Source organism: Pelorhabdus sp. sgz311001 (genome assembly GCF_055901755.1).
The window spans coordinates 404,151-417,260 of sequence record NZ_JBVXUT010000001.1 but is presented as its reverse complement, the minus strand read 5'-3'; the positions used below and the strand labels follow the sequence as shown (position 1 = coordinate 417,260).

The 13,110-nt window shown below is 38.9% G+C and carries 14 protein-coding genes and 1 riboswitch; of the genes, 3 read left to right on the top strand and 11 right to left on the bottom strand.

All coding sequences use genetic code 11. The features are described 5' to 3' along the window. Positions 1-8 precede the first annotated feature (8 nt). From purC to AC0MXB_RS02110, 8 genes are all read right to left on the bottom strand, one after another. The gene (gene purC / locus AC0MXB_RS02145) at positions 9-725 is read right to left on the bottom strand and encodes a phosphoribosylaminoimidazolesuccinocarboxamide synthase (RefSeq protein ID WP_474037902.1); all 717 of its coding nucleotides are present in this window, start codon (positions 723-725) and stop codon (positions 9-11) included. Positions 726-727: 2 nt separating this feature from the next. After that, positions 728-1,219: a 5-(carboxyamino)imidazole ribonucleotide mutase gene (purE, locus tag AC0MXB_RS02140; RefSeq protein ID WP_474037901.1), complete on the bottom strand. Its 492-nt coding sequence runs from the start codon at positions 1,217-1,219 to the stop codon at positions 728-730. A gap of 99 nt (positions 1,220-1,318) precedes the next feature. Continuing rightward, the gene (locus AC0MXB_RS02135; RefSeq protein ID WP_474037900.1) at positions 1,319-2,689 is read right to left on the bottom strand and encodes an NCS2 family permease; all 1,371 of its coding nucleotides are present in this window, start codon (positions 2,687-2,689) and stop codon (positions 1,319-1,321) included. 167 nt (positions 2,690-2,856) lie between these two features. After that, a riboswitch (purine riboswitch) is annotated at positions 2,857-2,958 on the bottom strand. Between the two features lie 60 nt (positions 2,959-3,018). Further along, complete coding sequence (locus AC0MXB_RS02130; RefSeq protein ID WP_474037898.1) at positions 3,019-4,014, bottom strand: GGDEF domain-containing response regulator; 996 nt, start codon at positions 4,012-4,014, stop codon at positions 3,019-3,021. A gap of 251 nt (positions 4,015-4,265) precedes the next feature. Next, positions 4,266-4,967, bottom strand: a complete 702-nt coding sequence (locus AC0MXB_RS02125) for a YczE/YyaS/YitT family protein (protein WP_474037897.1) — start codon at positions 4,965-4,967, stop codon at positions 4,266-4,268. Positions 4,968-5,099: 132 nt separating this feature from the next. Beyond that, positions 5,100-5,522, bottom strand: a complete 423-nt coding sequence (locus AC0MXB_RS02120) for a MarR family winged helix-turn-helix transcriptional regulator (RefSeq protein ID WP_474037896.1) — start codon at positions 5,520-5,522, stop codon at positions 5,100-5,102. Between the two features lie 174 nt (positions 5,523-5,696). Beyond that, on the bottom strand, positions 5,697-6,704 hold the full coding sequence (locus tag AC0MXB_RS02115; RefSeq protein ID WP_474037894.1) for an aldo/keto reductase: 1,008 nt from the start codon (positions 6,702-6,704) through the stop codon (positions 5,697-5,699). Between the two features lie 79 nt (positions 6,705-6,783). Continuing rightward, positions 6,784-7,356, bottom strand: a complete 573-nt coding sequence (locus AC0MXB_RS02110) for a flavin reductase family protein (RefSeq protein WP_148567895.1) — start codon at positions 7,354-7,356, stop codon at positions 6,784-6,786. A gap of 585 nt (positions 7,357-7,941) precedes the next feature. On the opposite strand from AC0MXB_RS02110, the gene AC0MXB_RS02105 reads away from it, so the two are divergent. Both AC0MXB_RS02105 and AC0MXB_RS02100 read left to right on the top strand, forming a co-directional pair. Beyond that, the gene (locus tag AC0MXB_RS02105; protein ID WP_474037892.1) at positions 7,942-8,235 is read left to right on the top strand and encodes a hypothetical protein; all 294 of its coding nucleotides are present in this window, start codon (positions 7,942-7,944) and stop codon (positions 8,233-8,235) included. Continuing rightward, positions 8,222-8,470: a helix-turn-helix transcriptional regulator gene (locus tag AC0MXB_RS02100; protein WP_474037891.1), complete on the top strand. Its 249-nt coding sequence runs from the start codon at positions 8,222-8,224 to the stop codon at positions 8,468-8,470. Before AC0MXB_RS02105 ends, AC0MXB_RS02100 begins: the two co-directional genes overlap by 14 nt. A gap of 187 nt (positions 8,471-8,657) precedes the next feature. Here the strand turns inward: AC0MXB_RS02100 and AC0MXB_RS02095 are convergent, their stop codons facing one another. Beyond that, positions 8,658-9,227: a flavodoxin family protein gene (locus AC0MXB_RS02095; protein WP_474037890.1), complete on the bottom strand. Its 570-nt coding sequence runs from the start codon at positions 9,225-9,227 to the stop codon at positions 8,658-8,660. A 198-nt stretch (positions 9,228-9,425) separates the two neighbouring features. Here AC0MXB_RS02095 and AC0MXB_RS02090 point away from each other — a divergent pair, with 198 nt between their 5' ends. After that, the gene (locus AC0MXB_RS02090) at positions 9,426-10,307 is read left to right on the top strand and encodes a LysR family transcriptional regulator (RefSeq protein WP_474037889.1); all 882 of its coding nucleotides are present in this window, start codon (positions 9,426-9,428) and stop codon (positions 10,305-10,307) included. 365 nt (positions 10,308-10,672) lie between these two features. Here AC0MXB_RS02090 and guaA read toward each other — a convergent pair whose 3' ends face one another. Together guaA and pdaB are read right to left on the bottom strand one after the other, a co-directional pair. Beyond that, complete coding sequence (gene guaA, locus AC0MXB_RS02085) at positions 10,673-12,223, bottom strand: glutamine-hydrolyzing GMP synthase (protein WP_474037888.1); 1,551 nt, start codon at positions 12,221-12,223, stop codon at positions 10,673-10,675. A gap of 137 nt (positions 12,224-12,360) precedes the next feature. After that, positions 12,361-13,104 carry a polysaccharide deacetylase family sporulation protein PdaB gene (pdaB, locus tag AC0MXB_RS02080; RefSeq protein ID WP_474037886.1) on the bottom strand — a complete coding sequence of 248 codons (744 nt, stop codon included), beginning with the start codon at positions 13,102-13,104 and terminating at the stop codon, positions 12,361-12,363. Between the last annotated feature and the right edge of the window lie 6 nt (positions 13,105-13,110).

Genomic DNA, 13,110 nt, shown 5'->3' with positions numbered 1-13,110 from the left:
CCAACCTATTATAAAGTTTCACCGGTGAGTCGTTTTAACACTTCTTTATAAGCATCTTCTACATTACCTAAATCACGACGGAAACGATCTTTGTCAAGTTTCTGTTTCGTTTCGCTATCCCAGAAACGGCAGGTATCAGGAGAAATTTCGTCGCCTAACAGCACTTCGCCTTTATGCGTGCCAAATTCCAATTTAAAGTCAATCAGTTCAATTTTCTTTTCTTTCAGATAGTCTGTCAAAATTTTATTGATTTTAAGAGCCATATCTTCCATGGTTTTAACTTGTTCCGGCGTAGCTAAACCCATAGCGGCAATATGAAAATCATTGATTAAGGGATCGCCAAGATCGTCATTTTTATAGTACATTTCTACGATTGTAGTTGGCATTTTACGGCCTTCTTCCCAGCCGATTCGTTTTGCCAAGCTGCCTGCCGCAATATTACGGACAACAACTTCTACTGGAAGAATTTCTAATTTTTTAACAAGCATTTCACGATCACTGAGCTGTTTTACAAAATGATGATGAATGCCTTCTTTGCTCAAAAGTTCAAAGAAAAAAGTGGAAATTTTATTATTTAAAACGCCTTTATTAGCAATTGTACCTTTTTTCTCGCCATTAAAAGCCGTTGCATCATCTTTAAAATAAACTACATATTCATCAGGATTTTCTGCTTGGAATACACATTTTGCTTTGCCTTCATAAAGTGGTTTTACTTGATCTGCCATGGTTATTCTCCCCCTAATTGTTCTTGTAATTTACGATTTTTTTCTCTTACTTCAGCAGCCATCGTCTGACGATGACCTTCTAACTTTGTCTGAATTTCTTTATTGCTAACCGCTAAAATCTGAGCGGCAAATAAAGCAGCATTTTTAGCACCGTTAATTGCCATGGTTGCCACGGGAATACCAGAAGGCATCTGGACCATAGCCAGCAGCGAATCAACACCGCCAAGTGACACCTCAATCGGTACAGCAACAACTGGCAATGTAGTAAAGCTTGCTACAACGCCTGCCAAGTGAGCGGCAGCGCCAGCAGCTGCAATAATCACGCCAATACCTCTGTCTCTAGCGCCTTCGGCGAAAACTTTTACATCTTCTGGTGTCCGATGCGCCGAAGCGACAATTACTTCTGTTTCAATGGCAAAATCTTTCAGACAATCATAGGCCGGTTTTAATTTTGGCCAATCTGAATTACTGCCCATGATAATAGCGACTTTCATGTCTTTTCCTCCCAATTCGAAAATGAAGTGAATTGAAAACCCAGATACTAAGGAGAATCCTTAAGAATCTGGGTTCAATATATATTTTAAAAACAGCCTCTACTCGTTCAGGAAAATAAAGCGAGCAATAACTAAGACTGCCAAAATGTAAACAATTGGATGAACTTCGCGACCACGGCCTGTTACCAGTTTTAATAAGGGGTAAAAGACCAGACCGACAGAAATGCCGTTAGCAATACTGTACGTAAGCGGCATCAGTACAATCGTAAAAAAGGCAGGAAGCGATTCGGTAAAATCACTAAAGTCAATTTTCACAATTCCTTCCATCATTAAAGCGCCAACAATAATCAAAGCCGGAGCTGTTGCCGCATCAGGAATAAGACTTGCCAGCGGCGAAAGAAACAGTGAAAAAATAAAGAGAATCCCGCAGACAATCGCCGTAAGACCAGTGCGACCACCAGCGCCAACGCCTGCCGCGCTTTCGACGAATGCCGTAATAGTACTTGTACCAAGCAGAGAGCCTAAGCTTACGCCAGCAGCATCCACCATCATGGCCTTACCAATACCAGGGAAATTCCCTTGTTTATCAATCAGACCGGCCTTGGTAGCCGTACCGACAAGCGTTCCCATCGTATCAAATAACTCAACAAACGTAAAAGTAAAAATTATCGTCATAAGTCCCATGTTTAAAGCGCCAGCAATATCAAGAGCGCCAAAAGCATTATGACTAAAGTCAGGCATCGCAATAGGGCTAAAGTTTGCCGGAACTTTCACAACACCACAAGTAATCCCCACGATAGTTGTCACTAAGATACCAATCAACATTGCGCCTTTTACTTGTCTAGCCATAAGAACAACCATTAAAACAATACCGAAAACAGTTAACAATACGTCTTTATCAGCTAATTTTCCCATTTCAATAATTGTTTCAAACGATAGAGGCGTGCCATTACCATGATTCGCAGCAATTTTTTCTAAAGTAGGCGGAATTAAGGACAAACGAATACTCATCAATCCGGAAAGTTTCAAACCAATAATCGTAATAAATAAGCCAATCCCCACTGTAATCGCATATTTTAGCGAAGCTGGCATTCCTTCCACGAGAAGCTGGCGAATATGAGTCACCGTAAGTAAAATAAAAATAATACCAGAAATAAAAACAGCGCCTAACGCAACCTGCCACGTAACGCCCATACCAATAACGACAGTAAAAGCATAGAAAGCGTTTAATCCCATACCAGGTGCCAAACAGATTGGATAATTAACAAATAAGCCCATCATAATGGTAACAATGCCCGCGCCAAGCGACGTTGCCAGAAGTACGGCATTCTTGTCCATCCCGGCAGCACTTAAAATGCTCGGATTCACAAATAGGATGTAGGCCATGGTCATAAATGTAGTAATACCAGCCACTACTTCGGTTTTTACATCGGTGTTGCGCTCGGATAAAGCAAAAAACTTTTCTAACATCCTTTTCTCTCCTTTGTCTTTGGAACTGCTTCGATTTTCTTCCTTGTCCAGCCTTGCTAAACAAATAGCATCGCCACAAGCCGCAAAAAAAATACCCGAACAGGAAATTTGCATGCAGAGCGAAAGATCCTGCTCGGGTTTCTTTCCTATTAGCAATACAATAGCAAAGGCCGAACAATTTCACCCGTAGTCAGGCAATTTACGGTTACCTGGTAGAAACATCTGAGCCATATCCTCAACTTTATACGAGCCTTATGAGTTTTTACAAACCTATTTTACCAGTCCCCTCGGAGGGTGTCAACAGGAATCTGAACCTTTCAGACTTTTCTCTACATATCGTTCGGATTTTTTGTGAATTCTCCCAAAGTCACTCGATTTCTGCCGTTTCGTTTTGACAAATAGAGCGCTTGATCGGCATAATGAATCAAATCTTCGGGATTTGGCTGCTGGTTAAAACTCCCCCAAGTTAAGCCAACGCTGACCGTAACATAAGCGGCTACTGGTGAGTGTTCATGACGCAATTCAAGGGATTCTACGGCAGTTCTGACAGATTCCGCCGCTGCTAAAGCGTCTGGCAACGAAAGATCTCTCGCTACTAAAACAAATTCCTCGCCGCCATACCGAGCAGCTAACTGATTTTCTGTTGTTAAACCATTGATAGCCTGGGCAATTTTCCGCAGCACTTCATCGCCTGCTACATGACCATAGGCATCATTGTAGAGCTTAAAACAGTCTACATCAAGCAAGATAAGGCAAAGCATTTGTTTCTGCGAAACCTCTCGACAAGCTTTCGCTAAAAATTCGTCAAAAGAGCGGCGATTGGAAATTCCGGTTAAACCGTCAATAGCGGTCATTTGTCTCAGTTTTTCATTCATCAGTTGCAGCTGCTTGGCCGCCACTACCAGCTCCGCTTCCCGTCGCTGACTGCAATCAATCTGTTCTTTCAAACGAAGGGCTGCCCGAACTCGCGCTAAAAGTTCTACTCGCTTCAACGGCTTGGTCATATAATCAGATGCGCCACAGGCAAAAGCCGCCGATAAACGTTCTGGCGACTGATCTGCCGTCACCATTAACACGGGAACATGTTTGTATTCTTGCATCGCTTTAATGCTTTTTAAAAGCGCAATTCCATCAGGATCAGGCATAAGGATATCTAAAATAATCAAGTCAATGGCCGTCGCACCACCAGAAATTGCAGCAACAAGATTTTCACAGCATTCTCGTCCGTTGGCTGCCTCTAAGCAATCCAAATAGTCGGCATCAGTCAGATAAGTGCGAATAAGCAATCTGCTTTCAGCGGAATCATCGACAATCAATATCGACATAAAGCCACCTTCCTTTTCGAAAATCCACTTACCATAATATCTTATGTAACAAGGCGGCAAAAAGCCCCTGCATAGCGAATGCAAGGGCTCAGACTATAGACAAAAAAGCAAACAACTTATGCTATGATTTCACGTTTTTTACTATGTAATTACCCCGGAACATACTTTGCAATCCCAAGTAAGGTGTCAATTGTTTTTTCTACACCATATTTGCTTAATTTGATTGCTTCCGCATTATCGGGAGATTGTAATTACAAATTCTGCTCGGGGATAGAAATATCATGTTCTTCACTTTTTCTGTTTTCAGGTAAAAGCAAAAATGTGAGCGTTTGAAACTTCAAAATGAAAAAACGTACCATATAGCCAACAATCAAAGCTGCAATAACAGTTCCTTCACGAACACCGGACAGCTTTCCCAACATAATCAGGCAGAGTATTCCGGCAATCACTGTCATACTGCTGTCCGAAATGACACGGACAACACCATATTCTTTGCACAGAACCTTGGCAAGCGTGCGGATAAATGCATCGCCAGAAAGCATGACGACATCAGCAATTACTTCCAGATATGCACCAAAAGCAATAATAGCACAACCAATCAGCAATGAAATAATCATTACCAGATATGCCTGTGGTGCAAAACCAGATAGCACTATCATGGATAAATCAATAAAGGAACCAAAGAAAAAGCAGATAACGACCTGTAAAAGTAATTCCAGCTTATTCGCAGCTTTCCGAAGTATAATCAGTTGTATCAAAACTAATAAAATATTGAATAGGATTGTCCAGTTGCCAAGTGATAGTTTAGGAATAATCAGTGATAAACTGTAGGGTATCGCTGCAATGGGAGAAGCGCCAAGTGCTGCTTTAGTGACTAACGCAACGCCAAAAGCGTTAAAGAACAAACCAAATATAAATATAATGTACCGCTTTACTAAATTTTTCTTATTCATCTTTCTAAATTTTCTCCTTGTAGATTAAACGATCATAAATACAACGCATTGTATATTATTGCAAGACTTATTTAAAAATTACTACTCCCAAGCAAGATATATACAACAGATTGTATATATCTTTAAAATTTTTTATTCCATGTTTTTGCTCAATTGTTCAAGCAATGACAAAATCCATTTGCGATCTTCGTCGCTTATTCCTTCAAGTAGCTTATGACCAACACTTGTCCCTGCACGTTTTAGAGAATCACAGGTTTTCTGTCCTTTTTCCGTTAAACAAACTAGTCTAGCCCTTCCGTCATTTGGTGACACTTCAACATATAAAAGACCTTTTTTCTTCATACGCTCAACAAGATTTCTGGCTGCTTGATGGCTAATTCGAAGGTGGCCTTTTAAATCAAGTATCAGCGCTTTTTTATGAAGATCAAAAAATAAAAGAGTCTCCGATTGTTCAGCAGTTAAATCATATGCTTTTAAGTCATCATTACGATGATTCAAAAGTTGGTTACCAAGCCTTAGTATTTTCCGCTCAATTAGGAATTCTAAATTTATCATATTTTACTTCTCCACAATATACAACATGTTGTATATTGTATCATGATACCCGAAGAAATTCAATAAATAACTAGCCTTTTTCACAGGTTCAATAAATTCATTAAAATATTAAAGCAATATTCCAAAACAAAAAGAAAAAAGTTCTGAAATATTGCTAATTATATATTGACTAGTTTAACTACTCTTAAAGAGTGAGACAAATACATTATTTAAAACTAAAAAAAATGTTTCATCTATATCAATTTTAGATAAAGCTTCATTGATACCCGCTAATTCTTCCCCTGTTAATTGAATGTTAGCTACTCCCAGATTTTCTTCTAATCTATGTAATTTAGTTGTTCCAGGAATTGGAACAATATAAGACTTTTGTGCCAATTCCCAAGCTAGGACGATCTGTGCTGAAGTGGCATTTTTACTTTCAGCAATTTGCACAATTAAATCTAATAATGCTTGATTTTGCGCAATTACTTCTGGTTTAAATCTTCCCATCATGTTTCTAAAATCGCCTTCTTGATATTTTGTATCTTTTGTATATTTCCCACTTAAGAAACCATTTCCTAAGGGGCTATACGCAACAAATCCAATTTTCAGCTCTTCGCAAACTTGAAACAAGCCCTGCTCAGGCTTACGCCACATCATTGAATATTGGTCTTCAATTGCAGTAACAGGACAGACAGCATGAGCACGTCTAATATAATCTATTGGTGTGTTTGATAATCCCCAGTATTTAATTTTCCCTTCAGATATTAATTCTTTCATCACTCCAGCAACAACTTCTGGCTCTACTTTAGGGTCAATACGAAGTTGATAGTACAAATCAATATAATCTACCTTTAACCGCTTTAAAGATCCATCTAATTGTTTTCTAATAGATTCTGGACTACTATCAACTGATTGGACTATTTGGCCACCGATAGTGTCCATTCCAGTAACTCCAAATTTAGTAGCAATAACAACTTTATCTTTATAAGCTTTTAGCGCTTCACCTAATAACTCTTCATTTTCATATCCATAAATAGGAGCTGTATCAAAAAGATTACATCCTAATTCTACTGCTCTTTGTATCAACTTAGTCATTTCTTGACGATCTACTGATTGACCATAACCATGATCCATCCCCATACAACCAAGTCCTATCTCTGAAACAACGAGCCCCTGGTTACCTAATTTTCTAGTTTTCATATTTAATTCCTCACTTTTTCATATAGTTAAACTCTCTTATTAATCTCGTATAAAGGCAAATCTCAATAAAAACCCCCTCTTAGTTCTTCTCTCTCAACTGAAGTCCGTCGCGGTAAGCATTACCGACCTTTTCACCAACGGACAAATAGGACTTATTCATCCAATCGAAAGTAATCGGATGGAATTTTTCAAATGATACCTTGCCATCTTCTCCAAGAATCCGTTCATCCAGACTTACATTGACGATTTCGCCTACCAATCTCCAGGTTTCCTCATCATAGCTCTTCACTCTGCACTCAACGGCAAAAGGAAGCTCATCGATAATCGGTGCATCTACGAATTCGGACTTTGTTGTATGAAATCCTGACTTTTCAAACTTATCTTCCACTTTATTTCCTGTTGTGATGCCAAGGTAATCACAGGCAACTTCATTTTCCACATCCGCCATACTTACAACAAAAGAACCTCTGGCAATAATCCCTTTTAACGTATTTCTCTGAGATGCTACGGTGATAGTAATTTCTGTCTCATTCGTGATTCCGCCCCATACTGCTAACATGGCGGTCGGCTTTTCAGCCTCATCATAAGATGAAATCATCAAAACCGGCATCGGTGTGATGTATGGCTTTGCTCCAATGTTTTTTCTAGACATATTTATCCTCCTTTAAATTATGTAATAAATTACAGTTATCTGCTGAATTATGCTCTTAGCGATATGATTTCTTATAGATTCCAAGGGAATCTTCATCCGTAAGCAGTAACTAGTCTGCGGTAATGTCGCCGCCGAGCACCTCGTGTATTCTCTTCGGATACTTTGTGAGCTCTTCTTCCTTGAAATCGATCACGCATTAGAAAAACTCGGTCAGGACTTTCCACACCTCAATTGGGACTTTAGCCCAGATTCGTCATCAGGAAATAATGAACTGATTTCTCATTGGTTGGGCGAGAAATCCGAGGAAGTTATGGTATGTGTATTTAAAGGGAAAAAATTGAGGAGCGTTTTCACCGCCAGGACTTTTTTTTCATTCATTTTGCTTACCATGGAGATTATGATGCATTAAGCGCCAACTATGACAATCGAATCACGGTAAAAGAAGGAGACTGCTATATCGGTCAGCCCTACAGCGGCTATGCCGTTAAGCGGGATTCTGATCACGAATGTATTATTCTCGGAGTACTGATTCGTAAAGAAACCTTTTTCCGAGAATACCTGAGTGCGCTCTCAGCAGATAGCTCCATGCTTAATTTTTTTCTGGAACCACAGAAAAACAAATATGCAGAAGAGTTCGTTCATCTGGAAATACCAGCTTCTTCGCCAATCTGGCAGCTGCTGAATGTCATGATTCTTGAATATGCTCATAAAACAGAGGATTCACAGAAAATTTTAAAGCCTATGGTCATGTCCCTTGCAATGTATCTTTCCTATGAGTACAAGCGTCAGCATCTAACTACTGGCACGACATTAATCGATCGGATTATGCAATATATCGAATCACACTCTGATTCTGTAACATTGAATGACATTGAATGACATCGCATCCCATTTCGTATATCATCCCGTCTATATTTCCCGTCTTTTTCCAGAAAAGACAGGGAAAACCTTTTCTGCCTTGCTAACCGAATCGCGTATGCGAAGAGCCAAGCTATTATTGGATCATACGGATCTTTCCATCGCTGCTATTTCTGATATGCTCGGATACAGCAATAGCAGTAATTTCTATAAGGCCTTTAAACAATATTATGGTACTTCTCCTCGTAAGCTTTAATGGTGAACGCTCTTTTTGACCAAACATAATTTTCCTGTATTTACGCGGATTGAGGATAACAAAAAGACCTTGCATAAGCTTCGCAAAGCTTTAATGCAAGGTCTTTTTGTTTATGTCGGCAGGCTAGTCCACTTTGCCCTTTTCAGAATAAACGGCAGTGCCCTGAGACAAAATACCCTCGACCTTGTTACTTTTTCAAAAGAATCGCCATATTTTCCCCAAGCGTTTTGAAGGTGTGAATACCTTCCTCATCTTTTTGTAAATCTCCTATATCACGTGATAAAGTCATATTCCAACCAATTGAACCAGGTATTGTCATTTCGTTGCTGCCAAAGAAGAAGTTTATAGCAGAATATACAAAACTACTTCCAGATCTTCTTACAGATACTACAGCTGCTCCAATTTTGCCTCTTAATAAGTTACGATCATTAGCTATATTAACACAACCGCATCTATCAATAAATGCTTTTACTTCTGTAGATACATTAGCAAAATATGTTGGTGATCCAATAAGAACACCATCTGCTTCTGCTGCTTTTTCTATAAACTTGTTCATTTCATCATCCTTACGTGCACAGCGGTTGTCCTTATTTTTAAAACACATCTCACAAGCTGAACATCCAAATAGTTTTTGTCCACCTAATTGAACTAATTCTGTTTCGATACCTGCTTTTTCAAGCTCTTCAAGAACTAATTTCAAACTTTCAGCTGTATTCCCATTTTTTCTTGGACTTCCGTTAAAAGCAATAACTTTCATGTAAACTCCTCCTAACAATTTATTTGTTGTTTGCTGTTTGTTATAATATTCATGATTAAAATTACAACTTACAACGAAAATAATATCATCATTTAAAAATAACTTAAAACGAATAATTCCGATTGAACCCATTGCAAAATAAAATAGTTAACCAATTTATGAATTTTTAAATTATACATATTTGAAAGGATATTGTTCATGATCTTAAATTTAGAAGGAAAACTTTTTCATACTTTTATTGCCGTATTTGAGGAAGAGAATATAACTAGAGCAGCTGAACGTCTTGATTATGTTCAATCTACTATATCTACTCATATTAATATTTTAGAAGAAACATTTGGGGAAAAGCTGTTTATCAGATTACCAAGAGGAGTTATGGTTACAGAGGTGGGGAAAGAATTTGCTAAATATGCATACAGATATATTGATTTTGAGAAAGAGTTATCGGATTCCATGATTAATTTTCATCAACCACAAGGAATAGTAAAAATGGCTACTTCTGAAACTTTTAGTTCTATCAGACTTTCTGAGGTTATTAGGAAATTTTCATATATTTATCCTGAAATAAGTTTTAGTGTAGATAGAATCCCCGTAGAAGATGTAATAGCCTCTGTTCTTAAGAGAAAGATTGATTTTGGTATCATTCCACAGGATCCCCATTCAAAACAAATAGATTTTATACCCCTTTATAAAGAATGTTTAGTATTTATTTCAGAAAAATCCTATTGGGAAGAAAGCAAAAAAAGTAATTATTCTGATATTACCCTCTTTTCTTTTGGCGAAAACTGTAAATATACAATTATAGCAGAAAAAATTCTCCACAAATTTAACATTAAAATAAAAAAAATTATGGAATTTAATAATGTTGAGACTATTAAAAATATGGTTGAAAATAAGATGGGTATATCACTGATTCCTAGCGGGAATATAACAAAAGAACTTTCTGATGGCAAATTTATAATTATTTCTGAGTTTCCAACCTCTGAACTTACAGGTGGTGCTATACTAATTAAAAATGGAGAATTAAATAAAGCTTCTAAATTAGCACTGGAATACTTTAAAAAAGATGTTTATAGCTAGCCTTTTAGACTGCTGCTGATATAGAAATAACAGATAGAAAGCTACAATTCGAGATATCCTGTATAGCGTTATACTTTTTCCCAAAAAGCATAAAAGAAAATATCACCCTGTCGCGGGGCACTGCCGTTTATTCTGTAAAGGGCATTTTTCTTTATTCTCACTGGCTTTGCCAGGTATGCCCGCCACTCCATGGTGAACGCTCTTTTTTGCAAGCAGAAATCCCTGTATTTACATAGGGTGAGGATAAAAAAGGACCTTGCACAAGCTTCGTAAAAAGCTTTAATGCAAGGTCTTTTTGTCTATGTCGGCAGGCTAGTCCATTTTGCCCTTTTCAGAATAAATGGCAGTGCCCCGAGACAATGATATTATTCAAATTCAATGGTTGCCGGCGGCTTGCCTGTGCAATCATACATTACACGATTCACGCCTTTTACTTCATTAATGATGCGACTTGTCACAATCGACAGGACTTCCCATGGCATTTGGGCACTTTCAGCTGTCATAAAATCGGAAGTCATAACGGCACGAAGCGCAATGGCATAGTCATACGTACGGCCGTCTCCCATAACACCTACTGAACGCATATTCGTCAATGCGGCAAAGTATTGTCCCAAATCCTGAGCAATCCCGGCTTTTGCGACTTCTTCCCGATAAATAGCATCTGCTTCCTGCACAATTTTCACTTTTTCTTCCGTAACTTCCCCAATAATGCGGATGCCAAGACCAGGACCAGGGAACGGCTGGCGACTCACCAGATATTCAGGAATCTGAAGTTCTCTTCCTGCCCGTCTTACTTCATCTTTGAACAACATTCTAAGTGGTTCTACGATTTCTTTAAAATCAACATAATCAGGCAACCCGCCCACGTTATGATGGGATTTAATGACTGCTGATTTTCCCAGACCGCTTTCAATCACATCGGGATAAATCGTTCCTTGTACTAGAAAATCAACCGTACCTATTTTTTTCGCTTCTTCTTCAAAAACACGAATAAATTCTTCACCAATAATTTTCCGCTTTGTTTCAGGGTCAGTTACGCCTTTCAGTTTTTCATAAAAACGCTTCTTCGCATCTACTCGGATAAAGTTGAGGTCATATTGTCCCTTAGGACCAAATACGCCTTCGACTTCTTCGCTTTCGTTCTTACGAAGCAGACCGTGATCTACAAAAACGCAGGTAAGCTGTTTACCAATCGCTCGGGAAAGAAGGACTGCCGCTACCGAAGAGTCGACACCACCAGATAAGGCACATAATACTTTACCTGTACCGATTTTTTCACGCAGGCTTTCGATTGTTTTCTCTACAAACGAATCCATTTTCCAGTCGCCGCGGCAGGCACACACGTTAAATACGAAGTTATGCAACATTTTCATGCCTTCCACTGTATGCATAACTTCAGGATGGAATTGTACCGCATATAAATTTCTTGCTTCATTTTCCATGGCCGCTACAGGACAAACGGGAGTCGATGCCGTTACCGTAAAATCAGCAGGAGCTTCCGCTATATAATCTGTATGACTCATCCAGCAAATTGTCTTTTCGGAAACACCCTCCAAGAGTTTGGATGCTTTATTTTGTATATGGACTTCTGTTTTGCCATATTCGCTGATCGGTGCTGTTACTACCTTACCGCCAAGCAAATGGGCCATAAGCTGCGATCCATAACAGATCCCCAGAATAGGAATCCCAAGTTCTAATAATTCTTCCTGACAAACAGCAGAATCTTTTTCATACACACTGTTTGGTCCACCAGTGAATATAATACCCTTTGGCTGCATTTCCTTTATTTCCGCAAGACTCAATGTATGTGGAAATACTTCACAGTATACATTACATTCTCTTACACGTCTGGCGATCAGCTGATTATACTGCCCACCAAAATCCAATACCAAAATGGTTTCTTTCTGCAATGACAAACGAATCCCTCCCTATATTTTTCTCGTTAGAATAACGAAATCAACATAAATAACCGAACCTTCTTTATAGAAAAATACTATACCACAACTTGCGCCTGACTGTAAATAGCTGCACAAAAAAACAGGCCGTAGCCTGTTTAATGTCGCAAAATTCCTTTTTCACTATAATTGGCCAATAAGTCACCAACTGTAACAATCTTATAGCCGGCTCCGGCAATTTTATCAAGCAGTTCCGGCAAAGCCTCAGCAGTCTGTGTTGGTGTATCAGACGCATGCAACAAAATAATAGCACCTGGCTTTAACCGGGAAACAACGCGCTCGATAATCACATCTTTGCCGGGATTTTTCCAATCAAGCGAATCAATGTTCCAAATAATCGTCTTATACCCCAGTTCCTGCGCTGCTGCAATGGACTGATTACTATAATGGCCATTAGGCGGACGCAGCAGAACTGGATCTACCCCTGTCACTTCCTTAATTAACCCATGAGCCTTTTGGATATCTTCCTTAACCCATTCAACACCCATATCGCCATAATTTTCATGGCGATAGCCATGACTGCCGATTTCGTGTCCGTCCGTCGCTATCCGTTTCGCCACCTCGGGAAACTTCTTTGCCCAAGGCCCCATAATAAAAAAGGTTGCTTTTAAATTGCGGCTTTGGAGCGTATCTAAAATAGATCCAGTATATTTATTGCCCCAGGAATGATCAAAAGTTAAGGCAACGACTTTTTGGTCAGTTCTAGTTCCCGCTATGGCTAAGGATTCATGACCAATTAAATCAGCCACTTGTATATATACAGCGCCAATCATGAATAAACCAACAAGGCTATAAAATAAATGACGGTGTACAAAGAGCCGCCGCAAATTAATAACGAGCATATTGCC

Coding starts and splice junctions, on each gene's coding strand:
- purC (WP_474037902.1), bottom strand. CDS start 725: ATGGCAGATCAAGTAAAACCACTTTATGAAGGCAAAGCAAAATGTGTA.
- purE (WP_474037901.1), bottom strand. CDS start 1,219: ATGAAAGTCGCTATTATCATGGGCAGTAATTCAGATTGGCCAAAATTA.
- AC0MXB_RS02135 (WP_474037900.1), bottom strand. CDS start 2,689: ATGTTAGAAAAGTTTTTTGCTTTATCCGAGCGCAACACCGATGTAAAA.
- AC0MXB_RS02130 (WP_474037898.1), bottom strand. CDS start 4,014: ATGTCGATATTGATTGTCGATGATTCCGCTGAAAGCAGATTGCTTATT.
- AC0MXB_RS02125 (WP_474037897.1), bottom strand. CDS start 4,967: ATGAATAAGAAAAATTTAGTAAAGCGGTACATTATATTTATATTTGGT.
- AC0MXB_RS02120 (WP_474037896.1), bottom strand. CDS start 5,522: ATGATAAATTTAGAATTCCTAATTGAGCGGAAAATACTAAGGCTTGGT.
- AC0MXB_RS02115 (WP_474037894.1), bottom strand. CDS start 6,704: ATGAAAACTAGAAAATTAGGTAACCAGGGGCTCGTTGTTTCAGAGATA.
- AC0MXB_RS02110 (WP_148567895.1), bottom strand. CDS start 7,356: ATGTCTAGAAAAAACATTGGAGCAAAGCCATACATCACACCGATGCCG.
- AC0MXB_RS02105 (WP_474037892.1), top strand. CDS start 7,942: ATGCTTAATTTTTTTCTGGAACCACAGAAAAACAAATATGCAGAAGAG.
- AC0MXB_RS02100 (WP_474037891.1), top strand. CDS start 8,222: ATGACATTGAATGACATCGCATCCCATTTCGTATATCATCCCGTCTAT.
- AC0MXB_RS02095 (WP_474037890.1), bottom strand. CDS start 9,227: ATGAAAGTTATTGCTTTTAACGGAAGTCCAAGAAAAAATGGGAATACA.
- AC0MXB_RS02090 (WP_474037889.1), top strand. CDS start 9,426: ATGATCTTAAATTTAGAAGGAAAACTTTTTCATACTTTTATTGCCGTA.
- pdaB (WP_474037886.1), bottom strand. CDS start 13,104: ATGCTCGTTATTAATTTGCGGCGGCTCTTTGTACACCGTCATTTATTT.